Origin of the sequence: Sphingomonas sp. UYEF23 (assembly GCF_040546165.1) — a bacterium.
GTDB classification, from domain to species: domain Bacteria; phylum Pseudomonadota; class Alphaproteobacteria; order Sphingomonadales; family Sphingomonadaceae; genus Sphingomonas; species Sphingomonas glacialis.
Genome location: NZ_JBEPNG010000008.1, coordinates 125,847 through 149,070, shown reverse-complemented (window position 1 = coordinate 149,070; position 23,224 = coordinate 125,847). Strand labels below are relative to the sequence as shown.

The 23,224-nt window shown below is 66.9% G+C and carries 25 protein-coding genes and 1 tRNA gene; 9 read left to right on the top strand and 17 right to left on the bottom strand.

Translation table 11 applies throughout. The features are described from left to right. Nucleotides 1-3: 3 nt before the first annotated feature. From ABIB28_RS15010 to ABIB28_RS15000, 3 genes are all read right to left on the bottom strand, one after another. The gene (locus ABIB28_RS15010) at nucleotides 4-1,104 is read right to left on the bottom strand and encodes a DUF475 domain-containing protein (RefSeq protein WP_354288897.1); all 1,101 of its coding nucleotides are present in this window, start codon (nucleotides 1,102-1,104) and stop codon (nucleotides 4-6) included. 229 nt (nucleotides 1,105-1,333) lie between these two features. Then, a tRNA-Pro gene (locus ABIB28_RS15005) sits at nucleotides 1,334-1,410 on the bottom strand. 82 nt (nucleotides 1,411-1,492) lie between these two features. Continuing rightward, nucleotides 1,493-1,834 carry a hypothetical protein gene (locus tag ABIB28_RS15000; RefSeq protein WP_354288896.1) on the bottom strand — a complete coding sequence of 114 codons (342 nt, stop codon included), beginning with the start codon at nucleotides 1,832-1,834 and terminating at the stop codon, nucleotides 1,493-1,495. A 211-nt stretch (nucleotides 1,835-2,045) separates the two neighbouring features. Between ABIB28_RS15000 and ABIB28_RS14995 the strand changes: the two genes are divergently transcribed. Further along, complete coding sequence (locus ABIB28_RS14995; RefSeq protein WP_354288895.1) at nucleotides 2,046-3,335, top strand: adenylosuccinate synthase; 1,290 nt, start codon at nucleotides 2,046-2,048, stop codon at nucleotides 3,333-3,335. A gap of 85 nt (nucleotides 3,336-3,420) precedes the next feature. Then, the gene (locus ABIB28_RS14990) at nucleotides 3,421-3,726 is read left to right on the top strand and encodes a hypothetical protein (RefSeq protein WP_354288894.1); all 306 of its coding nucleotides are present in this window, start codon (nucleotides 3,421-3,423) and stop codon (nucleotides 3,724-3,726) included. A gap of 330 nt (nucleotides 3,727-4,056) precedes the next feature. Here ABIB28_RS14990 and aroC read toward each other — a convergent pair whose 3' ends face one another. The 10 genes from aroC to ku form a co-directional block, all read right to left on the bottom strand. After that, the gene (gene aroC, locus ABIB28_RS14985) at nucleotides 4,057-5,124 is read right to left on the bottom strand and encodes a chorismate synthase (RefSeq protein WP_354288893.1); all 1,068 of its coding nucleotides are present in this window, start codon (nucleotides 5,122-5,124) and stop codon (nucleotides 4,057-4,059) included. Continuing rightward, on the bottom strand, nucleotides 5,121-5,354 hold the full coding sequence (locus tag ABIB28_RS14980) for a DUF2442 domain-containing protein (protein ID WP_354288892.1): 234 nt from the start codon (nucleotides 5,352-5,354) through the stop codon (nucleotides 5,121-5,123). Before ABIB28_RS14980 ends, aroC begins: the two co-directional genes overlap by 4 nt. A 4-nt stretch (nucleotides 5,355-5,358) precedes the next feature. Further along, nucleotides 5,359-5,601, bottom strand: coding sequence for a DUF4160 domain-containing protein (locus ABIB28_RS14975; RefSeq protein WP_354288891.1), 243 nt, complete (start codon nucleotides 5,599-5,601; stop codon nucleotides 5,359-5,361). A gap of 6 nt (nucleotides 5,602-5,607) precedes the next feature. Further along, entirely contained in the window at nucleotides 5,608-6,411 is an 804-nt protein-coding gene (fabI, locus tag ABIB28_RS14970; protein ID WP_133187333.1) for an enoyl-ACP reductase FabI, read from the bottom strand. Further along, a complete protein-coding gene (locus tag ABIB28_RS14965) occupies nucleotides 6,408-7,367 on the bottom strand; it encodes a YihY/virulence factor BrkB family protein (RefSeq protein ID WP_133187331.1) in 960 nt (319 codons plus the stop codon). The genes fabI and ABIB28_RS14965 overlap by 4 nt, the downstream gene beginning before the upstream one ends. A 21-nt stretch (nucleotides 7,368-7,388) precedes the next feature. Beyond that, nucleotides 7,389-8,327, bottom strand: a complete 939-nt coding sequence (locus ABIB28_RS14960) for a DnaJ C-terminal domain-containing protein (RefSeq protein ID WP_354288890.1) — start codon at nucleotides 8,325-8,327, stop codon at nucleotides 7,389-7,391. A 77-nt stretch (nucleotides 8,328-8,404) separates the two neighbouring features. Then, nucleotides 8,405-9,295: a transglutaminase family protein gene (locus tag ABIB28_RS14955; protein WP_354288889.1), complete on the bottom strand. Its 891-nt coding sequence runs from the start codon at nucleotides 9,293-9,295 to the stop codon at nucleotides 8,405-8,407. A 154-nt stretch (nucleotides 9,296-9,449) separates the two neighbouring features. After that, nucleotides 9,450-11,927 (bottom strand): circularly permuted type 2 ATP-grasp protein, encoded by a 2,478-nt coding sequence (locus ABIB28_RS14950; protein ID WP_354288888.1) that lies wholly within the window; start codon nucleotides 11,925-11,927, stop codon nucleotides 9,450-9,452. Nucleotides 11,928-12,010: 83 nt separating this feature from the next. Beyond that, a complete protein-coding gene (gene ligD / locus ABIB28_RS14945) occupies nucleotides 12,011-14,533 on the bottom strand; it encodes a DNA ligase D (RefSeq protein WP_354288887.1) in 2,523 nt (840 codons plus the stop codon). 132 nt (nucleotides 14,534-14,665) lie between these two features. Beyond that, nucleotides 14,666-15,565 (bottom strand): non-homologous end joining protein Ku, encoded by a 900-nt coding sequence (gene ku, locus ABIB28_RS14940; RefSeq protein WP_354288886.1) that lies wholly within the window; start codon nucleotides 15,563-15,565, stop codon nucleotides 14,666-14,668. A 107-nt stretch (nucleotides 15,566-15,672) separates the two neighbouring features. On the opposite strand from ku, the gene pdxH reads away from it, so the two are divergent. Genes pdxH through ABIB28_RS14925 form a run of 3 tightly spaced genes read left to right on the top strand, consistent with a single transcriptional unit; the run spans nucleotide 15,673 to nucleotide 18,022 of the window. Then, a complete protein-coding gene (gene pdxH / locus ABIB28_RS14935; RefSeq protein ID WP_189676846.1) occupies nucleotides 15,673-16,251 on the top strand; it encodes a pyridoxamine 5'-phosphate oxidase in 579 nt (192 codons plus the stop codon). Beyond that, complete coding sequence (locus ABIB28_RS14930) at nucleotides 16,248-17,192, top strand: cation diffusion facilitator family transporter (RefSeq protein ID WP_354288885.1); 945 nt, start codon at nucleotides 16,248-16,250, stop codon at nucleotides 17,190-17,192. Before pdxH ends, ABIB28_RS14930 begins: the two co-directional genes overlap by 4 nt. After that, nucleotides 17,189-18,022: a PhzF family phenazine biosynthesis protein gene (locus ABIB28_RS14925; RefSeq protein WP_354288884.1), complete on the top strand. Its 834-nt coding sequence runs from the start codon at nucleotides 17,189-17,191 to the stop codon at nucleotides 18,020-18,022. Before ABIB28_RS14930 ends, ABIB28_RS14925 begins: the two co-directional genes overlap by 4 nt. Before the next feature lie 249 nt (nucleotides 18,023-18,271). On the opposite strand, the gene ABIB28_RS14920 is transcribed toward ABIB28_RS14925, so the two are convergent. Together ABIB28_RS14920 and ABIB28_RS14915 are read right to left on the bottom strand one after the other, a co-directional pair. Next, the gene (locus ABIB28_RS14920; RefSeq protein WP_229839425.1) at nucleotides 18,272-18,622 is read right to left on the bottom strand and encodes an antibiotic biosynthesis monooxygenase family protein; all 351 of its coding nucleotides are present in this window, start codon (nucleotides 18,620-18,622) and stop codon (nucleotides 18,272-18,274) included. After that, nucleotides 18,622-18,951, bottom strand: a complete 330-nt coding sequence (locus tag ABIB28_RS14915; protein WP_189676842.1) for an NIPSNAP family protein — start codon at nucleotides 18,949-18,951, stop codon at nucleotides 18,622-18,624. Before ABIB28_RS14915 ends, ABIB28_RS14920 begins: the two co-directional genes overlap by 1 nt. Nucleotides 18,952-19,071: 120 nt before the next feature. Between ABIB28_RS14915 and ABIB28_RS14910 the strand changes: the two genes are divergently transcribed. Further along, complete coding sequence (locus ABIB28_RS14910) at nucleotides 19,072-19,794, top strand: ArsR/SmtB family transcription factor (RefSeq protein ID WP_189676841.1); 723 nt, start codon at nucleotides 19,072-19,074, stop codon at nucleotides 19,792-19,794. A gap of 111 nt (nucleotides 19,795-19,905) precedes the next feature. Here the strand turns inward: ABIB28_RS14910 and mnmA are convergent, their stop codons facing one another. Further along, on the bottom strand, nucleotides 19,906-21,012 hold the full coding sequence (gene mnmA, locus ABIB28_RS14905) for a tRNA 2-thiouridine(34) synthase MnmA (RefSeq protein WP_354288883.1): 1,107 nt from the start codon (nucleotides 21,010-21,012) through the stop codon (nucleotides 19,906-19,908). A gap of 124 nt (nucleotides 21,013-21,136) precedes the next feature. Here mnmA and ABIB28_RS14900 point away from each other — a divergent pair, with 124 nt between their 5' ends. The 3 genes from ABIB28_RS14900 to ABIB28_RS14890 all read left to right on the top strand — a co-directional run bounded on the left by ABIB28_RS14900 (nucleotide 21,137) and on the right by ABIB28_RS14890 (nucleotide 22,126). Beyond that, nucleotides 21,137-21,373, top strand: coding sequence for a hypothetical protein (locus ABIB28_RS14900; protein WP_354288881.1), 237 nt, complete (start codon nucleotides 21,137-21,139; stop codon nucleotides 21,371-21,373). A gap of 100 nt (nucleotides 21,374-21,473) precedes the next feature. Continuing rightward, on the top strand, nucleotides 21,474-21,773 hold the full coding sequence (sciP, locus tag ABIB28_RS14895; protein WP_010185929.1) for a CtrA inhibitor SciP: 300 nt from the start codon (nucleotides 21,474-21,476) through the stop codon (nucleotides 21,771-21,773). Between the two features lie 101 nt (nucleotides 21,774-21,874). Continuing rightward, nucleotides 21,875-22,126, top strand: coding sequence for a GlsB/YeaQ/YmgE family stress response membrane protein (locus ABIB28_RS14890; protein ID WP_133191909.1), 252 nt, complete (start codon nucleotides 21,875-21,877; stop codon nucleotides 22,124-22,126). A 58-nt stretch (nucleotides 22,127-22,184) separates the two neighbouring features. Here the strand turns inward: ABIB28_RS14890 and ABIB28_RS14885 are convergent, their stop codons facing one another. Further along, nucleotides 22,185-22,913, bottom strand: a complete 729-nt coding sequence (locus ABIB28_RS14885; RefSeq protein WP_354288879.1) for an SIMPL domain-containing protein — start codon at nucleotides 22,911-22,913, stop codon at nucleotides 22,185-22,187. Nucleotides 22,914-23,224 lie beyond the last annotated feature (311 nt).

Here is a 23,224-nt window from a genome sequence, read left to right as displayed (position 1 = left end):
TGCTCAGCGCGTACGGCTGTCGGGCTGACAATCGCCGTCGGGCAGGATCACCTCGCCGACGCCGTTATCGGCATAGTCGCCGGGATGGCGCTTGCGGTGGCGGACCGAGGCGAACAGCGACAGCGCGATGATCGCCGCGCCGATCAGCCCCGTGACGATCTCGGGCGTCTCGATGCGGATGCTGAGCAGCATGATCGTTGCGAGCGCTAGGATCGCGTAGAAGGCGCCGTGCTCGAGATAGCGGAACTCAGCGAGGTGGCCGCCATGGACGAGCGCGACGGTCATCGAGCGCACGAACATCGCGCCGATGCCGAGCCCGAGCGCGATCAGCACGATGTCGTTGGTGATCGCGAACGCGCCGATCACGCCGTCGAACGAGAAGCTCGCGTCGAGGAACTCGAGATAGATGAACGCCCCCAGCCCCGAGCGGACCACCGCCCCGGTCGCATGGTCGACATCGCCGCCGACGAGCGCGCCGATCCAGTGGACGCAGAAGAACGCCGCTACCCCGCAAAACGCCGCGATCAGGAAGGTCTGCCGCGGCGCGCCGCCGAGCACGAACGACAGGCCGATGATCCCCACCGCGACGACGAAATAGGCCGCGAACGGCATCCGCGCGATGACTGCAAGCGGGCGCTCGATCCACGACAGCCAGACATGCTCGCGATCGGGGTCGAAGAAGAACGACAGCCCGACGAGCAGCAGGAACGCGCCGCCGAACCCCGAAATCCCGATATGCGCGCCGGTGACGATCGCCTCGTAGCGCGCCTGATCGACCACCGCGATCCGCGCCGCCTCCCACGGCGAGATCATCGCCGACACCGCGACGATCAGGATCGGGAAGACGATCCGCATCCCGAACACCGCGATCAGCACGCCCCAGGTGAGGAAGCGGCGTTGCCAGATCGGCGCCATGTCCTTGAGGATCGAGGCGTTGACGACGGCATTGTCGAGGCTGAGCGACGTCTCCATCGCGCCGAGCACCGCCGCGACAAAGACGAACTGGCCAGCAAGCTCGATCCCGCCGCCCTGCCAGAAAGCGAGCCCGCCCGCGAGCAGCAGGCAGACGATCGTGAACAGGATCGAGCCGTAAAAATTCTTCATCGCGCCCCGAGAGACGATTTGCGGCGGTTTTGCAACTGGTCTGCGCGTTGCAGATCAGCGGGCCGGGTTTTGTCGGATCTGATCGGCGAGGCGAGATCGTCGGCGTTGCGAGACCGGGCGTTCGACGCTCTTACCGGCATGCGGTATCAAGCAGTCGTCATCAGCTATTAGGAACCTACTGATCGCGGTAACCCGACAAGCGGCTGTTTCAGCGTGTTTTTTTGGAAAATGGTCGGGGAGACAGGATTCGAACCTGCGACATCCTGCTCCCAAAGCAGGCGCGCTACCGGACTGCGCCACTCCCCGACGCTCGATGCGCTTAGGGGGGTGCGCCGAGAAGCGCAAGCGTCCTCGCAGATTTCCGTTCGCGCAGCCCGCGCGGCGTTTCCTAGCGCCGATACCCGAACCGGCTGCTTTCGAACGCCACCGTCGCTGCCGCCGAATCGCCCAGCGGGATCTGCGCGACGCCGTATAGCGAGCGCAGGCCGTTCGAGCCGACCATCGCGCCGACCTCGCCGTGAATGCCGAGCGTCTTGCGCTCCGCTTCGGGCATTTCGCCGCGCGCGGCGGCGGCGCTTTCGGGGGTGGCGTGGTCGAGAATCGCGCGGCGCTGTTCGTCGGTCAGCCGGATCGTGTCGGTTGAGGGCGCCGCCTCGGGCACGGGCGCCGCCTGGGCAAACAGCGCGACCGGCGCGCAGGCGAAGGCCGCCGCGAGCGCGAGACGGAGCACAGGTGCGGGACGAACGGCGTGCGGCGAAAGTATCATGGCAACTGTCTAATCCGATGAACCCGTCTCCAGCATGAACCGCGCACCTATAATTGGCAACGCGCGCAGCGGCGCTTCGACCCGTCGCGCGCACGCGTGGCGCGCATTAGACATGGACCCCCCGCCCCCCTCGCATTAGGGCTGCACCGAAAACGTAACAATCAGGCAGAACACCGTGGGAAACGTAGCAGTAATCGGCGCCCAATGGGGCGATGAGGGCAAAGGCAAGATCGTCGACTGGCTCGCCGAGCGCGCCGATGTCGTCGTGCGCTTCCAGGGCGGGCACAATGCCGGCCATACGCTCGTCGTCGGCGAGAGCGTCTACAAGCTGTCGCTGCTGCCCTCGGGGATCGTGCGCGGTACGCCGTCGGTGATCGGCAATGGCGTGGTGCTCGATCCGTGGGCGCTCAAGGCCGAGGTCGAGAAGCTGCGCGGACAGGGCGTGACGATCACACCCGACACGCTGATGGTGTCGGACACCTGCGCGCTGATCCTGCCGTTCCACCGCGATCTCGACGGGCTGCGCGAGGACGCCTCGGGCGCCGGCAAGATCGGTACGACGCGGCGCGGTATTGGTCCGGCCTATGAAGACAAGGTCGGCCGCCGTGCGATCCGCGTGTGCGACCTCGCCCACCTCGACGCGCTCGACGCGCAGCTCGACCGGATCAGCGCGCATCACGACGCGCTTCGCGCGGGCTTCGGCGAGCCGCCGGTCGATCGCGTTGCTTTGGTCGAGGCGTTGCGCGAAATCGCGCCGTTCGTCCTGCCTTTCGCCAAGCCGACCTGGCGTAACCTCAACGCCGCCAAGGCCGCGGGCAAGCGCATCTTGTTCGAGGGCGCACAGGGCGTGCTGCTCGACGTCGACCATGGCACCTATCCGTTCGTCACCTCGTCGAACACGATCTCGGGCACGGCTGCGGGGGGCTCAGGCCTTGGGCCGAGCGCGGTCGGCTTCGTGCTGGGCATCGCCAAGGCCTATACGACGCGCGTCGGCTCGGGCCCCTTCCCGACCGAGCTCGAAGACGCGACCGGCGAAAAGCTCGGCGTCCGCGGGCATGAGTTCGGCACCGTCACCGGGCGCAAGCGCCGGTGCGGCTGGTTCGATTCGGTGCTGGTGCGCCAGTCGGCCGCGGTCGGCGGGATCACCGGGATCGCGCTCACCAAGATCGACGTGCTCGACGGCTTCGACGAAGTGAAGATCTGCACTGGCTACAGCCTGCGCGGCGAGACGCTCGATTATTATCCCGCGCACGCCGCCGACCAGGCCGAGGTCGAGCCGATCTACGAGACGATGCCCGGCTGGCAGGAAACCACCGCAGGCGCGCGCAGCTGGGCGGACCTGCCAGCGCAAGCGATCAAGTATATCCGCCGGATCGAAGAACTGATCCGCTGCCCGGTCGCGCTGGTCTCGACCAGCCCCGAGCGCGAGGACACGATCCTCGTGCGCGATCCTTTCTCCGACTGATGCACAAAAAACCCCGGCCGCGCTTGCGCGCGACCGGGGGCCGTGACGAACCGAAGGGGACCTCGATTACATCGGGCGCTTCTTCTTGGACTTGCTCTTCGTCGTGGTGGTCGTCGAGTCAGTCGGCGTCTGGGTCGACATGGTCGAGTCGGTGGTGGACGTCGTCGTTGCGGTCGAATCCGGCGTCGACATGGCGGGGTCTGCGGTCGTTGGTGCAGGCGTGCCCGGGGTCATCGTGCTAGGCGCGGAAGTCATCGGATCAGAAGTCGAAGGCGACGACGTGGTCGGCGCACCGGGCGATGCCGGCGTGGTCTGCGCGAGTGCTGCCGACGAGAGCGTCATTGCGGCAATTGCGGTAAGGGTTGCGATACGCATGGGTCTGTCCTTTTGAATGACGTGACCATCAAATGGGTCAGGCTTAAGAACGCGCTGCTCGGCAATTGGTCGCTCAACCTATCGCTCTAAAGCAACAATTTGCCTTCTTGTTACAGATGTCGATGCAACGGACGCGACTTGATCGCGGTGTCTTTCAATATGCACCGCAGTGCAGCAGGACGTGTCGCGAAACGATCGCTTGCGCGTTTCACGGAAACCAAAGACGAATGCGTCACCCCAGCGAAAGCTGGGGTCTCAAGCGGCCTCGGTCCGCCCTTGCCGCTTGAGATCCCAGCTTGCGCTGGGATGACGGGTGGTTGTGGCGAAACGCAACCGCGCCGCGCCGTCAGCCGATCTGCGCGCGGTGCATCAGCTTCTGGTCGGCAAGGACGAGCGCGACCATCGCCGCGACGACCGGCGCACCGCGAATCCCGACGCATGGATCGTGGCGGCCCTTGGTCATGATCTCGGTCGCCGCCCCGTCGCGGTCGATCGTCTCTACGGGAGTGAGGATCGAGGCGGTCGGCTTGAACGCGACGCGCAGCGTGATCGGCTGCCCGGTCGCGATTCCGCCGGCGATACCACCGGCATGGTTGGCGAGGAAGGCCGGGCCGTTGTCGCCGGGGCGCATCGCGTCGGCATTGTCCTCGCCGCGGAGCGTCGCCGCGGTGAAGCCGTCGCCGATCTCGACGCCCTTGACCGCGTTGATCCCCATGCAAGCGGCGGCGAGCTCGGCATCGAGCTTGGCATAGAGCGGCGCGCCCCAGCCGGCGGGCACGCCCGTCGCCGCGCAGCCGATCACCGCGCCGAGCGACGAGCCGGCTTTCCGCGCGGTGTCGACCAGGCCTTCCCAGCGGGCTGCGGCGACCGGGTCTGGGCAGAAGAACGGGTTGCGGCCGATCTCGGCGGCATCGAAATTGGCAGGGTCGATCGCATCGCCGCCGATCGCCTCGACCCAGGCGGTGATCGTCACCTCGGGGATCACCAGCCGCGCGACCGCGCCAGCGGCGACACGCGAGGCGGTCTCGCGCGCCGAGGAGCGCCCGCCGCCGCGATAATCGCGGAAACCGTATTTGGCGTCATAGGCGTAATCGGCATGGCCGGGGCGATACGCCTTGGCGACGTCGCTATAATCCTTCGAGCGCTGATCGACATTGTCGATCATCAGGCTGATCGGCGTGCCGGTGGTGCGCCCCTCGAACACGCCCGAGAGGATGCGGACCTGGTCTGGCTCCTGCCGCTGCGTGGTGAAGCGCGAAGTGCCGGGGCGGCGCTGGTCGAGGAGTGGCTGGAGATCGGCCTCCGTTATCGCAATGCCGGGCGGGCAGCCATCGACGACGGCGCCGATCGCGGGGCCGTGGGACTCACCCCAGGTGGTGAAGCGGAACGCGTGGCCGAAGGTGTTGTAGCTCATGCGGCGTCGCGCGACGGACGCGTCATGTCCCTGCGCCCCGCCAGCAGACCATCGACCGAGATGTCTTCGTCCAGCGCATCCCAGTGCAAGCCGTAGGGGCTCAGCTCCACAGCCGCCCGTTGCTCGGGGGACGCGTGCAGGAGCCGCGGGAACCACGCCAGCGGAATGCCCAGCGTTCGACCGTCCTCGAAATCGACCCACATCGCATCGTCATCGAACCGGGCCGCCATCGGCCTAGGAGAAGTGTCCATTCCACGCGTCCTCAATCTCATCGCGACGGGCTTTGATCAGTATCGCCAATTTTCGCAGGGCGCGAAAGTCCAAGCCTCGGCTGCGTGCGTGCCGGACGTTCGGACGCAGCCAGAATTTGGCTTCGCCGTCGGCATTGCGGGCATAAACGTGGGGAGGCTCGCGCGGGTCGCCTTCGTCGGAATAGAAGAAGAACCGAAATCCATCCTGCTTGAAGATGACCGGCACCGCCGGTTACGCCAGCGCGATGTCCGGCGCATCCTCCGCTTTCATGCCGATGACATGATAGCCCGCATCGACGTGATGCGTCTCGCCCGTCACGCCGCTCGCCAGGTCGCTGAGCAGGTACAGGCCCGCGCCGCCGACATCCTCGATCGTGACGTTGCGCTTCAACGGCGAGTTGAGCTCGTTCCATTTGAGGATCAGGCGGAAGTCGCCGATCCCGCTCGCCGCCAGCGTCTTGATCGGCCCGGCCGAGATCGCGTTGACGCGGATGTTGTCGCGGCCGAGATCGACCGCGAGATATTGCACGCTGGTCTCGAGCGCGGCCTTGGCGACGCCCATCACGTTATAGTGCGGGATGACCTTCTCCGCGCCGTAATAGCTGAGCGTCAGCAGCGACCCGCCATTGGGCATCATCGCCGCCGCGCGCTTGCACACCGCGACGAACGAATAGACCGAGACGTTCATCGTCATCAGGAAATTGTCGAGGCTGGTGTCGACATAGCCGCCGCGCAGCTCGTTCTTGTCCGAGAAGCCGATCGCATGGACGACGAAGTCGATCGTCGGCCATTCCTTCGCCAGATCGGCGAAGGTCGCGTCGAGCGCGCCCATGTCCGACACGTCGCAATCGAACAGCCGCGCGACGCCTAATTGCTCGGCGAGCGGGCGAACGCGCTTCTCCATCGCCTCGCCCTGGTAGCTGAAGGCGAGCTCCGCCCCCGCTTCGCTCAGCTTCTTCGCGATCCCCCAGGCGAGCGAACGATCATTGGCGAGCCCCATGATCAGCCCGCGCTTGCCTGCCATCAATTCCGTCACGCTATCACCGCCTCATTCGTTTCAGGCGTGCTCTCTACCCCGTGTTCGGTCGGTTCCGCCAGTGCTGCATTCAAATGCGCGCCGAACACGATGCCGAGGCCGACGAGAAAGAAGAACAGCAAGGCGATGATCACGCCGGCCAGACTGCCATAGGTGAGATCGTAACTGCCCAGCCGCGACAACACGACGGGCAGCAAGGCGGTGATGCTGACCCACCAGACGGTGGTGAACAGCGCGCCGGGCCATTTCGGGCATTTGCTCAACCGGTATTTCGACGGGGTGACCGAGAAGAACAGCATGTACAGCGCGCCGAACATCACCACGCCGGGCACGATGCGCGACAGCCCGACCCAGCCCGCGATATTCTGCGCGAACGGCAGCAGCGTGTAGATGAAGCGCTCGACCGCTGTCATCAGCCCCTGGACGAGGAACGACAGCAAGGCGATCACGACCGAGGCGATGATGACGAGCATCGAGCTCAGCCGGTAATGCCAGAACGGCTTGGTCGAGACGACGCCGTAGGCACGGCGGAAGATGTCGCGGATCGTCTCGACGAAGCTGCCGACCGACCACAACGCCACGATTGCGCCGATCCACAGCAGCGATCCAGTGCGCGCGAGGAGCACGTCGTGGATCGGCTTTTCGAGCAGCTCGGCGACGTTGGCGGGCAGCACGTGGAGGAACGAGGCGACAGCGCGCTGCGTCTCGGCGCTCTGGCCGATCAGCGAGGCGATCGCGGCGGCGAGGATGAAGAACGGGAACACCGTCAGCAGCGCGAGATAGGCCAAGTTTCCGGCGTGGATGAACCCGTCCGAAAAGACGCCGATCAGCACGCGCCGCAGCACTTGCCAGGCGCGCGCCGGAAGCCGCACGGCGGGCGGAACATCGGACGGGGTGACACCCGCCTCGCCACGCACCGCGCGGACTTCGGGCGAGACGGGGGAAATCTGACTCAAGCTAAGCTCCGGCTAAAACGGTCAGACGTCCATCCCTGCCCGCGGGTTCCGTGCCGACTCGTCTTTCCAGCCCTCGGCGAACGCGATCAGCGCCGCGTCGTCGGCGGGGAGATCGATCATCAGCGTCACGAGCTGGTCGCCGCGCGTGCCATCCTTGCGATGAAAACCGCGGCCGCGCAGCCGCAGCGTCTTGCCCGAAGTCGATCCCTTGGGGACGGTGAGCATCACCGCGCCCTCGGCTGTCGGCACGCGGACGCTCGCGCCGAGCACTGCCTCGACAAGGCTCACCGGCAGATCGAGCCGGACGTCGTCGCCGACGCGTTCGAAGAAGCGATGCGGCAGCACGGTGATCGCGACGATGCCGTCGCCATTGCCGCCCGGGCCTGCCTGCCCCTTGCCCGCAAGCCGCATCTGCGCGCCGCTTTCGAGCCCGGCGGGGATCTTGAGGTCGATCGTCTTGCCGTCGCCGAGCGTGATGCGCTGCGGCTTGGCGGCGACGGCGTCGATGAAGGGCACGTCGAGCTTGTAGAGGATGTTGCCGCCCTTGGGCTGCTCGCGCCGCCCGAAGCCGCCGAACCCGCCGGCAAAGCCGCCGCGCCCACCGCCGCCGCCCGAGAACATATTTTCGAAGATGTCGCTCAAATCGGGCCCGTCGGCCTGGAAGCCGCCACCGCCCGGACCGGGGCGGAAGCCGCCGGGATTGCCTGCGCCAGTGCCGAAGCCGAACGGCGCGGCGGGGTTGCCGTCGCCGTCGATTTCGCCGCGGTCGAAGCGCGCGCGCTTGTCCTTGTCGTTGAGCAGATCATAGGCTTGCGTCACGGTGCTGAAGCGCTCGCTCGCCTTGGGATTGTCCTTGTTCTTGTCGGGATGCAGCTCCTTGGCGAGCTTGCGATACGCCTTCTTGATCTCGGCCTCGGACGCGGTCCGCGCCACGCCCAGCGTTGTGTATGGATCGGCCACAAAAGTCCCCGGTAGTCTGGAATAGGTTCAGTGCGGCCTATCTGGGGTATCGCCGCCTCGAGTGCAAACGCCGTTCGTTACGCCGCCGCCTCAAGGACGGGGGCGACGTCGACGCTGACGTCCATCTTCTGCGCACCCGAGCCGAGCACGACGCCGTCGATCGGCGCGATCTCGCCATAGTCGCGGCCGATCGCCATGACGATGTGATCGCCCGCCATCCAGATGCCGTTGGTCGGATCGACCCCGACCCAGCCGAGCTCGGGCCCGCACCACAGCAGCACCCAGGCGTGCGTCGCATCGGCGCCGACGAGCCGCGCCTGCCCGGGCGGCGGGATCGTGCGGATATAGCCCGAGGCATAGGCCGCGGGCAGCCCGGCGGCGCGCAAGCCCGTGATCATGATCTGCGCGAAATCCTGGCAGACGCCGCCGCGCTTGAGGAACGCCTCGTGCGGGGTGGTGTCGACCAAAGTCGCCTCGGCATCGAAGGCGAAATCGTTCTGGATCCGCTGCGCAAGGCCAATCGCCGCGTCGAGCGCGGGCCGATCGGGATGGAGATCCTGCGCGCACCAGTCGGCAATGTCGCGGTCGAGCGGGATCAGCGGTGAGGGGAAGAGATAGGCGGCGGGGCCCGCCGGCGAGGGATCACGGCTGACGCGCGCCGCAGCGGCGATCTCGCGCAGCGGCGGCGATCCGTTCGACGGCATCGGCACCGGCCGGTCGATCTCGATCCGCGATACGCTCTCGATCATCAGATGGCGCACCGGCTGTTCGACCACCATCCGCATCACATTGGCGAGCCCCGCCTCGGCGCGCGCGGGCGCGACGCGGCCCGAGGGCGAGATCGTCAGGCGATAGTCGAGCAGATTTTGGTCCGACCAGTGGATCGGTTTGAGCCGCAGATTGCAGCGCGCGAACTTGACGCGCGCGCCGTAGTCGAAGCGTGTGACGTGGCGGATGTCGTAGATCATGGTGCGCCTTCACTCGCTGCGCGGTCTCCCCTCCCTGACAGGGAGGGGTTGGGGGTGGGTCGGCCTAATGCAGGCGTCGATCTCTCCACGGGCCAACCCACCCCCAGCCCCTCCCTTCCAGGGAGGGGAGGAAATGGGATCGCGCGCAGCCCCCTCACGCCAGTGTCATCCCGGCCGCGCGCAATGGCTCGGCGCCCTGCAGGAAATAGCGCCGTGCGATCGCCTCGGACAATTGGAACAGCCGCCGCTCGAAATCGCCGAGAATGTCGGCGTCGAGCGCCGCCGCGGTCGCGGTCGAGACGATCGCGGTGAGCACGCTGCCCTGGACTTGCTGCGGCTCCTCCATCCCGTCATCCTCGAGCACGGGCAAGGCGGCGAGATGCTCGCAGATCCGGCAGATCTGGAAGGCGAGCGAGCGTGGATTGCCCGGATCGAGCGCCACGAGATCGACCACCGGCACGCGCGCGATCCCCGTCAGATAGCGCTGGCGATAGCTGATCTGGCTATCGGCGAGGTCGAGCAGCGTCGAGAGATCGTCGAGGCTCGCCTGCGCCATGCCGAACGCGCGCACCGCACGCGTGACGCTCAGCGCGCGTTCGAGCCGGCGGCCGAGATCGTGGAAACGCCACGCCGCGGTCCGCCCCATATGCTCGGCCGAAAGCCCCGACAGCGCGGCATAGCGCCGCTGGAGCGAACCCGCGCGATCGAGCATCCCGCCCTTGTTTGGATAGGGCGCGTCGAGCAGCCGCACGACGTCGGCCGCAAGCCGATCGCGCGAGCCCTGCCCGATCCCGCGCGCGAGCCGGTTGATCGTCCGCACGCTATGCCAGCCGGCATCCTCCATCGCGGTGCGCGCAAACGCCGCGAGATCGCTCCGGCGCAGCGTCGCGGGGTGCGGCGCACCACCGCCACTCACCACCAGCCCGACGAGCCGCCCGACCGTCTCCGCCGACAGCGCGGCACCGGCATCGGCATCGATCGAATTGCCGAGCATCACGCGGACGATACCGAGCAGGGCCTCGCCACGCTCGAGATAGCGGCCGAGCCAGAAGAAATTGTCGGCGACGCGGCTCGGCAAGGTACCGGGATTGCGACGGACATGGATCGTGTCGGCGGGCGGCAGCAGCGAGACGGGCGCGACCGTCTCGGCGCCGTGGATCGCGACATCGGCCGACCAGCACCCCTCGCCCATCACCGCGGCGCGCGGATCGGGATGTTCGGCGATCCGCGCGAACCCGCCCGGCAGCACGACCCAGCCGCCGTCGGCCCCGCGCGCCGCGAAGACACGTAACGTGAAGGGGCGCGCCGCGAGCCCGGCGTCTGTCACCACTGGCATCGTCGAGAGCCGGACGATTTCCTGCCCGACATAATCCTGCGGGCGGCGCGCCATATCGTCGAGCAAGGCGTCGCGCGCGGCGCCGGTGATATCGGCGCCGTGCAGCGCGATGCCACCGGGCAGCCCGAGCGGCGCGACCCCGAAGGCGGGGCCGATCAGCATCCGGTCGAAATCGTCCATCACCTCGTTGCGCGCACGGTCCTGCCCGCACCACCAGGTCGCGATATTGGGCAGGATCAGATCGGCGCCGAGCAGCCGCGTCGCGAGCGCGGGCAGGAACGCCCCGAACGCCGCCGATTCGAGCACGCCCGCGCCCGGCGCATTGGCGATCACGACATTGCCCGCCGCCGCCGCGTCGATCAGCCCGGCGACACCGATATGCGAGTGCGAATCGAACGCCAACGGATCGAGCAGCCGCGGATCGATGCGGTGCCACAGCGCATCGACGCGCTTCATCCCGTCGATCGTGCGGATGTAGAGCTTGTCCTCGAGCGCGGCGAGATCGGCGCCTTCGACCAGCAGAAAGCCGAGATAGCGCGCGAGATGCGCTTGCTCGGCATAGCTTGCGCTATAGCGGCCGGGGGTGAGCAGCCCGATCCGCGGCTCGACACGGCGGCAGGCGGCGGCAAGGCCATCGCGGAACGCCGCGAAGAACGGCGCGTGGCGCTGGACGTTGAGCCGCGATTGCAGCCCGCCCAGGGTGCGCGCGATCGCCAGACGATTTTCCAACGCGTAGCCAGCGCCGGCCGGCGCACGCAGGTGATCGGCGAGCACGCGCCATTCGCCGGTCGGCCCGCGCCCGAGATCGACCGCGATGAAATGGAGGTGATGCCCGCCCGGCGGCACGAGCCCCGCCATCGGGCGCAGGAAGAACGGCGATCCGCCGACCAACGCCGCCGGGATCAGCCCGCGCGTGACGAGGCTTGCATCGCCGTAGAGATCCTCGATCACGCTCTCGAGCAGGTCGGCGCGCTGAACGATGCCGCGCTCGATCGTGCGCCATTCCTCGGCGTCGATCAGCAGCGGGACCGGCGAGAGCGGCCATGGACGCTCCTCGCTTTCGCCGATGATGCGAAAGCCCGTGCCGATATCCTCGGCATGGCGCTGGACGCGCTCGCGCGCCTGGCCGAGATCGTCGCCCGCCACCGCGGCGAGTTCCTCGAACATCGCGCTCCACGCCGGATCGGGCGCGGTGCCGAGCACGTCGCCCTGGATCGCGCGGGCGCGATAGTCGGCGATCCAGCGCGCGGCATGCGTGGCGGGGTCGAGCAACGAAGGCGCGGAGGCCGTGGCCATCGAAATTTCTCAAATCCCCCAAAGAACGCGGCCGACAAGGCCACAATCGCTTCGCAGGTGCAACAGGCTAAGATCGATTACGATTACAGATCGGGCAGAACTTGGTCCGCAACGCCCCATCCCGCGAGATCGCGCGATTGGGCACGTGCGATCAATGCGGCGGCATCGCGCACGCCCCAGCGGCTCGCGGCGTCGATATCGCGCAGCTCGGTCCACGACACGGGTGCCGCGACGGGCGCGCCGGCGCGGGCGCGCGCGACATAGGGCAGCACGGCGGTCGCGCCGCGCTGGTTGCGCAGCCAGTCGATGAAAATCCGCCCCTTGCGCTTGGCCTTCGACATCGTCGCGAGGAAGCGATCGGGCTCGGCCGCGCCGAGCGCGCGGGCGAAGCGTTCGGCGAAATCCTTGACCGCGGGCCATTCGGCTTGCGGCGTGAGCGGCACGACTACGTGGACGCCCTTCCCGCCCGACAGCATCGCGAAGCTGACGAGGCCGAGTTCGGCGAGATGGTCCTTGAGGTCCGCCGCGGCCTTTTTGACGACATCGAAGCCGAGCTCTTCGTCGGGGTCGAGATCGAACACCATCCGATCGGGCTGTTCGAGGCTGCCGACCGACGAGCCCCAGCCGTGAAATTCGATCGTCCCCATCTGGACGCAAGCGACCAGACCGTCGGCATCGTCGACATAGAGATAGTCCTCGCTCGACCCGTCCTTCTCCGGGATCGCGACCTTGTGGACGTGATCGCCTTTAAAACTGCCCGCGTCGTGCTTCTGGAAGAAGCAGGCCTTTGCGCGGCCTTGCGGGCAGCGCACCAGGCTGATCGGGCGGCTGCCGGCGAAGGGCAGCATGATGCTGGAGACCTGTGCGTAATAATCGGCGAGCTCGCCCTTGGTGACGTTCGATTCGGGAAAGATCACGCGGTCGCGATTGCTGATCTTGATGTGGGTTTCGGGGATGTGGGTTTCGGGGATGTGGCTTTCGGGGATGTGGCTTTCGGGCGCGTCGACCGCCACCGGCGTCTCGGCGACGACCTCGCTCGCCGCCTTGTCCTCGCGCAAACCCAGGAAGCTCGAATGGCGCAGCACGCCGTCGGGCGTGGTCTCGGCATAGGCGACTTCGGCGACGAGCTGCGGTTTGACCCAATGCGCCCCGCGAACCGCCGCTGGGGGAGCCTTCACCGTCGGTGTCTTGCGCTCGATCTTTTCGAGCCGTTCGCGCAATTCCATCATCAGGTCGGAGCTGAACCCGGTCCCGACCTTGCCGGCATAGACCAGCCCGTCGGGCCCGTTGAGGCCGAGCAGCAGCGAAGCAAACCCCCGCGATTTGGCGCTCGTCGTCCAGCCGACGATGACGAATTCCTGGCGCTGCGTGCATTTGATCTTGAGCCACGCCTGCGTCCGCTTGCCGCGATACGGCGCATCGGCGCGCTTCGACACGACGCCCTCATAGCCTTCGCGGCACATCGTCTCGAACAGTTGCTCGCCCTGCCCGATGATATGCTGCGAATATTGGACGCGCGGGTCCTCGCCGTCGATCAGCGGCTCGAGCCGTTCCTTTCGCGCGGTGTTGGCGAGGCCGGTCAGGTCCTCGCCGTCGAGCTGGAGCAGGTCGAAGGCGAAGAAGGTCATTTCGCCGCCGCTCGAAATGGCGTTTTTGAGCGTCGAGAAATCGGGCTTGCCGTCCTTGAACGCGACGATTTCGCCGTCGAGGAAGGCGGTTTCCACGGGGAGCTTGGCGACGGCATCGGCGATGGCCTGGAATTTGTCGGTCCAGTCGAGGCCCGAGCGGGTGAAGACCTTGGCCTTGCCCTTGGCGACCGCGATCAGCGCGCGGTAGCCGTCATACTTCACCTCGTGCAGCCACTGGTTCCCCGCCGGCACCGCGTCGACGAGCGTGCACAGTTGCGGCTCCTGAAACACCGGCATCTTTCCGTCATTCCCGCGAACGCGGGGATCCCGCTTCTGGCCTGCGGTCGAAGACGAGCGGGATCCCCGCTTTCGCGGGGACGACGGGGTGGACTGTTTCGACGGTTTCTTGCCCTCGGCGATCTCCGCCATCGTGCGGCCGGTCGTCACACTCGTCAGCCCGGTCTCGACCAGCGTATCGGTCCCGCCCGCCTCGGCGTCGCCGACCTTGCGCAGCAGCCAGTTCTCGCCCTTCTCCTTGCCGCGCGGTTTCAGGCGGATCAGCATCCACTCGCCCTTCATCCGCTCGCCCTCGAGCACGAAGTGGAGGTGGCCCTGCTCGATATCCTTCGCGCTCTTGCCTGCGATCGGTGCCCAAGTGCCGCTGTCCCACAGCATCACCGTGCCGCCGCCATATTCGCCCTGCGGGATCGTGCCCTCGAAATCTGCATAGGACAGCGGATGGTCCTCGGTGCGGACGGCGAGGCGTTTCTGGTCGGGGTCGATGCTCGGCCCGCGCGTGACCGCCCAGCTCTTGAGCACGCCGTCGACTTCGAGGCGGAAGTCCCAATGGAGCCGCGAGGCGTCGTGCTTCTGGACGATGAAGCGGTTGCCGTGGCCGGGCGCGAGCGTGCCGGCGGGCTCGGCGGTCTTCGCGAAATCGCGCTTGGCGTTATATTTGGCGAGCGGGTCGGTGCTCATCCCTCCCCTCCCGCTTGCGAGTTCGAGGTCGAACTGGGCTGGGGGTGGGCGCGCGCGATCAACGGATGCTCACGCTGAAAGCGCGCGCCCACCCCCGACCCCTCCCGCCAGCGGGAGGGGGAAAGGAGAAGCTCAGGCACGCTTTTTCGCCGCCGCGCTCTTGGCGGGCGCGCTTTTCACGGGCGTCTTCTTGGCCGGCGCCTTCTTCGCCGCCGCGGGCTTTTCCGCCGTCTTGGCCGGCGCCGCGCTCCCCATCGACTTGCGCAGCGCGGCCATCAGATCGACCACGTTCGACCCCTTTACCGGCTTGCCGTCGTCCTTCTCCTCGATGATCTTGCCGCCCTTGGCCTTGCGCTTGCGCTCGACCAGATCCTTCAGCGCATCGACATAGCGATCGTGGAAATCCTGCGGGTGGAACGCGCCCGACTTCTTCTCGATCAACGCTTCGGCGAGATCCAACAGGTCGGCATCGGGCGTCGTATCGGCAATGTCGCGGAAATAGCCCTGTGCCGTGTTGACCTCGTCGGCGTAGCGCAGCGTCTCGAGCACCATCCCGCGCCCGCACGGCTTGAGGCTCACGACATATTCGCGCCCGCGCATCGCGAGCTGCCCGAGCCCGACCTTCTTGGTCCGCCGCAGCGCCTCGCGCAGCACGATGAACGCCTCTTCGGCGAGATCATCCGCCGGAACGACGAAATAGGGCTTCTCGTAATAGAGCACGTCGATCTCGCTCGCATCGACGAACTGCGTCAGCTCGAGCGTCTTCTTCGATTCGAGCTTCACCGCATCGATCTCGTCCTGTTCGAGCAGGACATATTCGCCTTTCTCAAACTCGAAGCCCTTCATGATCTCGTCGACATCGACCGGGCCGACGCCGGTGACGACCTTTTCGTAATGGATCGGCTTGCCGGTCGGTTCGTGGATCTGCTTGAAGCTCACCGCCGCACCCGATTTGGTCGCCGAATAGATCTCGACCGGGATCGAGACCAAGGCGAGCCGGATCTGCCCCTGCCAATATGCGCGTGCGGCCATGCGGTGAAATCCTTCGTTTCGAAGCCGATTCGATAGCGCAACAATCCTTCAGCGGGGGAGTCGTTCCGTTTCTCGACAGCACGCCTGCGGAATCGTAAAGGCGTGCCATGGCCGATGACCCCTTCCAGCTGTTCGACACGTGGTACGCCGAGGCGCGCGTAAGCGAGATCAACGATTCCAACGCGATGGCGCTCGCCACCGCCGACGCAGACGGTCGCCCGTCGTCGCGGATGGTGCTGCTCAAGGGCCACGGCCCCGACGGCTTCGTGTTCTACACCAACCGCGGCAGCCGCAAGGCGGGCGAGCTCGACGCCAATGCCCATGTCGCGTTGCTGTTCCACTGGAAATCGCAGCGCCGCCAGATCCGCATCGAGGGCAGCGTGGCCCGCGCGACCGATGCCGAATCGGACGCCTATTTCGCCAGCCGCGGTCGCGATTCGCAGCTTGGTGCCTGGGCTTCGGACCAGTCGCGCCCGCTCGACGATCGCGCGACCTTCGAGGCGCGTTTCGCCGAGATGCAGGCGAAGTTCGACGGCCAGGACGTCCCGCGCCCGCCCTTCTGGGGCGGCTATCGCGTCACCCCCGCCGTGATCGAATTCTGGCAGGACCGCGCGCACCGGCTGCACGAGCGCCGCGTCTTCACCCGCACCGCGGACGGCTGGACCGAAGGATTGCTCTACCCGTGACCGAGGACCAGCGCCGCGCCATCCCGCATACCGTCCGTGCCGCGCTCGCGAGCGTGGCGATGGCGTGCGGGCTGATCGCGCTGAAAACCTATGCCGCCTGGTCGACGGGTTCGGTCGCGATGCTCGGCAGCCTCGCCGATTCGGGGCTCGACCTGCTCGCCAGCCTGGTCACGCTGTACGGCGTGCGCCTCGCCGCGCAGCCGGCCGATCACGACCACCGCTTCGGGCACGGCAAGGCCGAGGCGCTTGCCGCGCTGTTCCAGGTCATGCTCATAACCGCTTCGGCCGCGGGCATCGCGTGGCGCGCGGTGATGGCGCTCGGCAGTAACGAGGCGACGCAGGGCGCGGAGTTCGGCATCGGCGTGTCGGTGATCGCGATCGTCGCGACGATGGTGCTGCTCGCCTATCAGCGCAGCGTGATCCGCCGCACCGGCTCGGTCGCGATCGTCGCCGACAATGTCCACTACCAGTCCGACGTGCTGCTCAACGGTTCGGTGATCGTCGCGCTGGTGCTCGACCAATATCTCGGCTGGCATCAGGCCGATCCGATCTTCGGCATCATCATCGCGCTGTGGCTTGCGTTCGGGGCGTTCCGCGCCTCGTCGAGCGCGATCGACCAGTTGATGGACAAGGAATGGCCCGAAGACATGCGCCGCGACTTCATCGAGGTCGCCGCGCGCCAGCCGGGCATCAAGGGCATCCACGATTTCCGCACGCGGCATTCGGGTGCGCATGATTTCGCGCAGTTCCACATGGAGGTCGCGCGCGACATCACCGTGGCGGATGCGCATGTCGTGGTCGAAGGCGTCGAGCGTGCGTTGCGCAAGGAGTTCCCGAAGGTCGAACTGCTGATCCATCTCGACCCCGAGGGCCATGTCGACACCGACAATCCTTTGGTCGAAGCCGACGTCACCCCTCACTGGTTCGGGAAACGCGCATGAGACTGCCGATCGTTCAAATCGACGCCTTTGCAAGCGAAGCCTTCACGGGCAATCCGGCGGCGGTGATGCCGCTCGCCGTGTGGCTCGACGACGGCGTGCTGCAGGCGATCGCCGCCGAGAACAATCTCAGCGAAACCGCCTTCATCCTGCCCGATGCGAGCGGCGAGGCCGATTTCGAACTGCGCTGGTTCACGCCGACCAACGAGGTCGTGCTGTGCGGCCACGCCACGCTGGCGAGCGGCCATTTCGTGCTGTCGAGCGATCCCGAACGCGATGCGGTCAGCTTCCGCACGCGCAAGGCCGGCATTCTGACCGTCACGCGCGCCGGCGACAGCTATGAGCTGGCGCTGCCCGCCTGGGCGCCTTCCCCCAAGCCGCTGCCGCATATCGTTGCAGCGCTCGGGCTCGACTCGGCGGTCGAGACGCTGTGGCATCCGCATCGCTATGCGCTGATCGTGCTCGACCATGCCGACCAGATCCGCGCGCTCGATCCCGATTTCCGGCGGCTCGGCCGTCCTTCGGGCGATGACCCGCAGGCGGGTGCGGATGCCGAGGTCGACGTGCTGACGATCGTCACCGCGCCGGGCGACGACACCGACGTGATCAGCCGCGTCTTCGCGCCGGGCGCGGGGATCGACGAGGATCCGGTGACGGGCTCGGCGCATGCGGTGATGACCCCCTATTGGACGGCCCGCCTCGGCCGCGACCGCTTCACCGCCTACCAGGCGAGCGCGCGGGGTGGGCATCTGACGTGTCGGCTCGATGGCGAGCGGGTCGTGCTCGGGGGATCGTGCGTGACCGTGATGGAGGGGACGTTCTTCCTCGGTTGACGCGGCGATCCGTGCTCTAGCGGGGCATGATCACCGATCCTGCCGCGAGCGCGATGGTGACAGGGAGCCGCTTATGCCCCCGTTTGCCGAGCCGAGTGCCTGCCCTGATCCCGTTGTACGACATCGACTGTTCGCTCAAGCGCGAGCTTGGAGAACGCGCTGCGAGCGCGAAAGCCATGGCTTCAAGGGTGCCAGTCGCACACGCCGAACTCGCGGACCGCTACGCCGACCGCGCGTGAGCTCCCCGCGCTATCGTTCCGCCTTATGCACGCGCCGGCTGTCCGATGGTGCCTCGTCACGCTCGAACATGCCGTAATCGCGCGCCACTTCGGCAACACGCAGCCGATAGTCGGCGAACACCTCGGCTCGCCCGCGCGCTTGGGTGGCGCGGTGCGCCGCGGTGTTGCGCCATTGCGCGACGGCCTGCTCGTCCCGAAAGAACGAAAGCGACAGCATCTTTTCCGGATCGCCCAGACTCTGGAACCGCTCGACCGAGATGAAGCCGTCGATCGCCTTGAGCTCCCGTGCCAGCGCCGCAGCGAGATCGAGATAGTGCGCCTTGCGGCCTTCTGCTGGGAAGACCTCGAAAATGACCGCCATCATCCCATCACCAAAGGGGCATGGGGCGTGGAGGCCAGACGCAAGAAGATGCGGTCCTCGCGCGTGATGAACCGCTCGCGCTTGGCGAACGCGTAATTCTCCCGACCCAGCGGATCGTCTCGCAAGCGCGCACGATACGCCTCGTACGCCGCCAGATCGGCAACCGAATAGACACCGTAAGCGGTGGTGGCGGATCCTTCCGCCGGCGCGAAATACCCGATCAGATCGGCACCGCAGCGGGGGATGGCTTCGCCCCAGGTCCGAGCGTAATGGTCGAAGGCGTCGACGCGGTACGGGTCGATTTCATAGCGTATGAAGCATGTCAGCATCGGTGTGTCTCCTGTCGGGCACCGCGATCTAGCCGCCCGGACGGCCTCGACGCTTCGAGCCCGATCGAAGCGTTCCTGTCGGGAACATGGTACCCCGGCCTATCTCGAGAGGAGTGCCGCATGCTCACGACCAACGCCTTTGCGGGCATCGGCGCGCTCGTCGGCGATCCGGCGCGCGCCAGCATGCTGGTCGCCCTGATGGATGGGCGGGCGCTCACCGCGACCGAGCTCGCCACTGTCGCCGGCGTGACCCCACAGACGGCGAGCAGTCATCTCGCCAAGCTGGTCGCGGGGGAGCTGCTCGCGGTCGAGCGCCAGGGCCGCCACCGGTATCACCGCGTTGCGACGCCTGCGATCGCAGAGATGATCGAATCGATGATGGCCGTCGCCGCGACCGGGACGATCGCGCGACGCCGCCCGCTCTGCACCGGCCCGCGGGATGCGATGCTGCGGCGGGCGAGGACCTGCTACGATCATCTGGCCGGGCGGGTGGCGGTCGGGATCGCCGATCGGATGATCACGCGCGGCGAGATCAGGCTGGGCGCCGATGGCGGCGAAGTCACCGAGCGCGGCGCGGAGCTGTTGCAAAGCCTCGGCATCGAAATCCCCCGGGCCGATGGCCGGCGTGGCGGTCGAGCCTTTTGCCGGCCGTGCCTCGACTGGAGCGAGCGTCGGCCGCACATTGCCGGGGCGGTCGGTAAAGCCTTGCTCGCACATTCGATCGACACGCTATGGCTCCGCCCGATCGCCGGATCGCGCGCAGTGATCGTGACTCCGCTCGGTCGGGATGCGTTGACCCGCCTGTTCGGGCTGGCACCCGACATTTGGGACGATCCGATCTGACCGTCGCGGCGGCGTTTGGGAACGCTGTTACAGCCTTGAAAGCGAACCGGAGCCGGACGCGGCGCAACGACTCGAACCGCCGCCCTGCTACTCCCGCACCCGTAGGCGCGCTTACGCCGCGACCAGCGCGCTCTCGGTTTCCTCGATCCAGCCGCCGCCCAGCACCCGGTCGCCGGCATAGAGCACCGTCGCCTGCCCCGGCGCGACGCCATATTCGGGCAGGTCGAAGGCCACGCGATCGCCATCGAAATGCGCCGCGACCGGCTTGGCGAGCGAGCGCACCTTGGCGGTCATCGGCCCGCGATAGTCGCCCGCAAGCCAGTTGACCCCGCTCAGCCGCGCCGCGCCCACCCCGAGCGCCGCCTTCGGTCCCACCACGACGCGCTTAGCTGCGGCATCGAGCCGGATGACGTAGAGCGGCTCAGGCGTCCCGCCGATCTCGAGCCCGCGGCGCTGCCCGACGGTGAAGTGGATCAGCCCGCGATGCTTGCCGAGCACGCGCCCGGTCGCGTCGACGATCTCGCCGCTGGTATCGGCATCGGGGCGCAGTTTCTTGACGAGCGAGGCATAGTCGCCGTCGGGCACGAAGCAGATGTCCTGGCTGTCGGGCTTGCCCGCGACGCCCAGGCCAAGCTCGGCCGCCAGTTCGCGCACGCGCGGCTTGGGCATCGCGCCGAGCGGAAAGCGCAGGTAATCGAGCTGCGCCTGCGTCGTCGCGAACAGGAAATAGCTCTGGTCGCGCGCCGGATCCGCGGCGCGGTGGAGCTCGGCACCCCCCGCCCCTTCGACTCGGCGAACATAATGCCCCGTCGCGAGGCAATCCGCGCCGAGATCGCGCGCGGCGGCGAGCAGGTCGGTGAATTTCGGCCCCATATTGCACTGGATGCACGGGATCGGCGTGCGTCCGGCGAGATAATCGTCGGCAAAGCGGTCGATCACCCGGTCGCGGAAGCGCGATTCGTGGTCGAAGACATAATGCGCGATGCCGAGTCGGTCGCACACGCTCCGCGCATCGCGGATGTCGCGCCCGGCGCAGCACGAGCCCGCGCGCCCGACGGCTTCGCCGTGATCGTAGAGCTGGAGCGTGATGCCGATCGTCTCGGCCCCGGTCCGCGCCGCGAGCGCTGCCACGACCGAACTATCGACCCCGCCCGACATCGCGACGACGATACGCTTGCCCGCCAGATCGGCGCCCAGCTGAAATTCACCAGTATCCATGCCCCGCCAGATAGGCGTTCGCCCGCCGCGATGCAAAAGTATCGAAAAGATCTTCGGCAGCTTTACCTGCCCTTTAGGACCTTGCCCGTACAGCATCCCTTCGAACCGCAATCGGATGTGCCGCGTGGACCTGAACTTTACCCGATTTGAAGCCGACGCCACCGTCGTGGCGCTCCCGCCCGACCTGGCCGTGCTGATGGTCGGGGTCGCGGCGCGCCAGGCGGCAAGCCCGACGGCGATGATGCAGGCGCAACTTCCGCCCGTGCACAGCATGCCCGATTGGTTTGCCTCCGCGCACGGCTGCTTCAACCTGGCCGTTGCACGGCTGATCGCAACCCCCCTCTGCGGGGCACGAGAATGAAGATGTTGTTTACCGAGCCGCTTTAGCCGGCGTTCAAGTCCGCCGGCTACAAGCCGTTACTGAGATGACGGGGTCCCCCGCCCCACACGAGGTTTCAACGATGATCGAAAACCAGAAGATCCGCCCAGCCAAGGTGATCGGACCGCTCGGAGAGCCACTGACGCTCGAATCGCTTCCGCCGCCGGAGACGACGCGCTGGGTCGTGCGCCGCAAGGCCGAGGTCGTCGCAGCCGTGAATGGCGGCCTGCTGACGGTCGACGAAGTGTGCGAGCGCTATGGCCTGACGGTCGAGGAATTTGCCGGCTGGCAGCGCGCGATCGATCGCTCGGGCATGCCCGGTTTGCGCGTTACGCGGATCCAGCATTACAAGTCGCTGTACGAGCGCCAGCAAAAATATTGAGGTGATCGCATCCGGCTCGAACCGGGCCCGGAACAAAATTCGCGGGTCGTGAGTCTTACCCCCGTATCCCGGATGCACCCGGGCAAATGGAGGGTAAGATGATCGGTCTCATTGTTTGGCTTGTAGTCGGTGGCGTCTGTGGTTGGCTTGCCAGCATGGTGATGCGGACCGATGGTCAGCAGGGCGTCATCCTGAATATCGTTGTCGGCATCATTGGTTCGGTCATTGCATCGTTCCTGTTCGGCGCCGGGATCAACCAGGTCGTTACCATCACGACCTTCCTGTATTCGTTGATCGGCGCGATCATCCTGCTCGCGATCGTCAATCTGATCCGTCGCGGTACTGTCCGCTAAACCTAGCGACAGACTGCGAGAAAGGGCCGTCGGGAGCAATCCCGGCGGCCCTTTTGGTTTATTTCAGCAGGAAGCGCACCGCGAGCGTGACCGATACGGCGGTCTCGCCGGCGCTGATCGCGGTCGAATCCGCCGCCTTGGCGCGCGCCATGAACACCATCGGCGGCGGCGAACCGCCATCGTTGGCGCCGCCTTCGGTGATCGACACGATCCGCACGACGCTCATCCCCGCTGCCTTGGCGTAGAGCTGCGCGCGCGCCGTCGCGATCTTGACCGCCGAGATGCGCGCTTCGTCGAGCGCGGCGTCGGGCTGGTCGAGCGACAGGCTCGGGCCGTCGATCTGGTTCGCGCCCTGGGCGACCAGCGTGTCGAGGATCGTGCCCGACTTCGCGACATCACGGAAACGGATCGCGACGCTGTTCGACGCTTGATACCCCGTCACGACGGGCGCCTGGCCGTCGGCATAGCGATATTGCGGGCTGAGCGAGACGTTGGCGGTGCGGATGTCGCGCGGCGCCACGCCCGCCTGCTTCAGCGCTGCGAGCACGCGTGCCATGCGGCTGGCATTCTCGGTGAGCGCTGCGGCGGCGGTCTGCCCCTGCGTCATCACGCCCGCGCGGATCGTCGCGATATCGGGCACGCGAGTCGTGCGACCCTCGGCCGAAATGTCGAGCTGCGTGCCGTCGGCGAGCACGGTCGGCACGGTCGCGGTCTGCGCCGACGCGGTGCCGGCAGTCCCGGCGGCGACGAGCAGGGCAGGCGCAAGAAGAAGGAAGGTCGAACGCATATCATACTCCCGGTGTTCGGGGCCGGTCGGCCCGTTCCCCAAGCCTTGCCAGCTTTTGCGGCAACGAGCGATGAACGACCCAAGCCTTTTTGCGGAGCGCGCCATTCCGTAACGGCACGCGGCACATCGCGCCGCCCCACATTCGTATCATGGCAATGCCGCGCTGCGAAACGAAGTTGCCACGATGACTGGTGATCCTGTTGCGAAATGGTTGCGAACCCGGGCGAATCGCGCCATTGCGCATGCGAACAGAGCGGCCCTCTTGAGGTCGGTGATATATTTCGATAATACAGTGACGAAGAGGCGTGCCG

Coding starts and splice junctions, on each gene's coding strand:
- ABIB28_RS15010 (WP_354288897.1), bottom strand. CDS start 1,104: ATGAAGAATTTTTACGGCTCGATCCTGTTCACGATCGTCTGCCTGCTG.
- aroC (WP_354288893.1), bottom strand. CDS start 5,124: ATGAGCTACAACACCTTCGGCCACGCGTTCCGCTTCACCACCTGGGGT.
- ABIB28_RS14980 (WP_354288892.1), bottom strand. CDS start 5,354: ATGGCGGCCCGGTTCGATGACGATGCGATGTGGGTCGATTTCGAGGAC.
- ABIB28_RS14955 (WP_354288889.1), bottom strand. CDS start 9,295: ATGATCTACGACATCCGCCACGTCACACGCTTCGACTACGGCGCGCGC.
- ABIB28_RS14950 (WP_354288888.1), bottom strand. CDS start 11,927: ATGGCCACGGCCTCCGCGCCTTCGTTGCTCGACCCCGCCACGCATGCC.
- ligD (WP_354288887.1), bottom strand. CDS start 14,533: ATGAGCACCGACCCGCTCGCCAAATATAACGCCAAGCGCGATTTCGCG.
- ku (WP_354288886.1), bottom strand. CDS start 15,565: ATGGCCGCACGCGCATATTGGCAGGGGCAGATCCGGCTCGCCTTGGTC.
- pdxH (WP_189676846.1), top strand. CDS start 15,673: ATGGCCGATGACCCCTTCCAGCTGTTCGACACGTGGTACGCCGAGGCG.
- ABIB28_RS14925 (WP_354288884.1), top strand. CDS start 17,189: ATGAGACTGCCGATCGTTCAAATCGACGCCTTTGCAAGCGAAGCCTTC.
- ABIB28_RS14920 (WP_229839425.1), bottom strand. CDS start 18,622: ATGGCGGTCATTTTCGAGGTCTTCCCAGCAGAAGGCCGCAAGGCGCAC.
- ABIB28_RS14915 (WP_189676842.1), bottom strand. CDS start 18,951: ATGCTGACATGCTTCATACGCTATGAAATCGACCCGTACCGCGTCGAC.
- ABIB28_RS14910 (WP_189676841.1), top strand. CDS start 19,072: ATGCTCACGACCAACGCCTTTGCGGGCATCGGCGCGCTCGTCGGCGAT.
- mnmA (WP_354288883.1), bottom strand. CDS start 21,012: ATGGATACTGGTGAATTTCAGCTGGGCGCCGATCTGGCGGGCAAGCGT.
- sciP (WP_010185929.1), top strand. CDS start 21,474: ATGATCGAAAACCAGAAGATCCGCCCAGCCAAGGTGATCGGACCGCTC.
- ABIB28_RS14885 (WP_354288879.1), bottom strand. CDS start 22,913: ATGCGTTCGACCTTCCTTCTTCTTGCGCCTGCCCTGCTCGTCGCCGCC.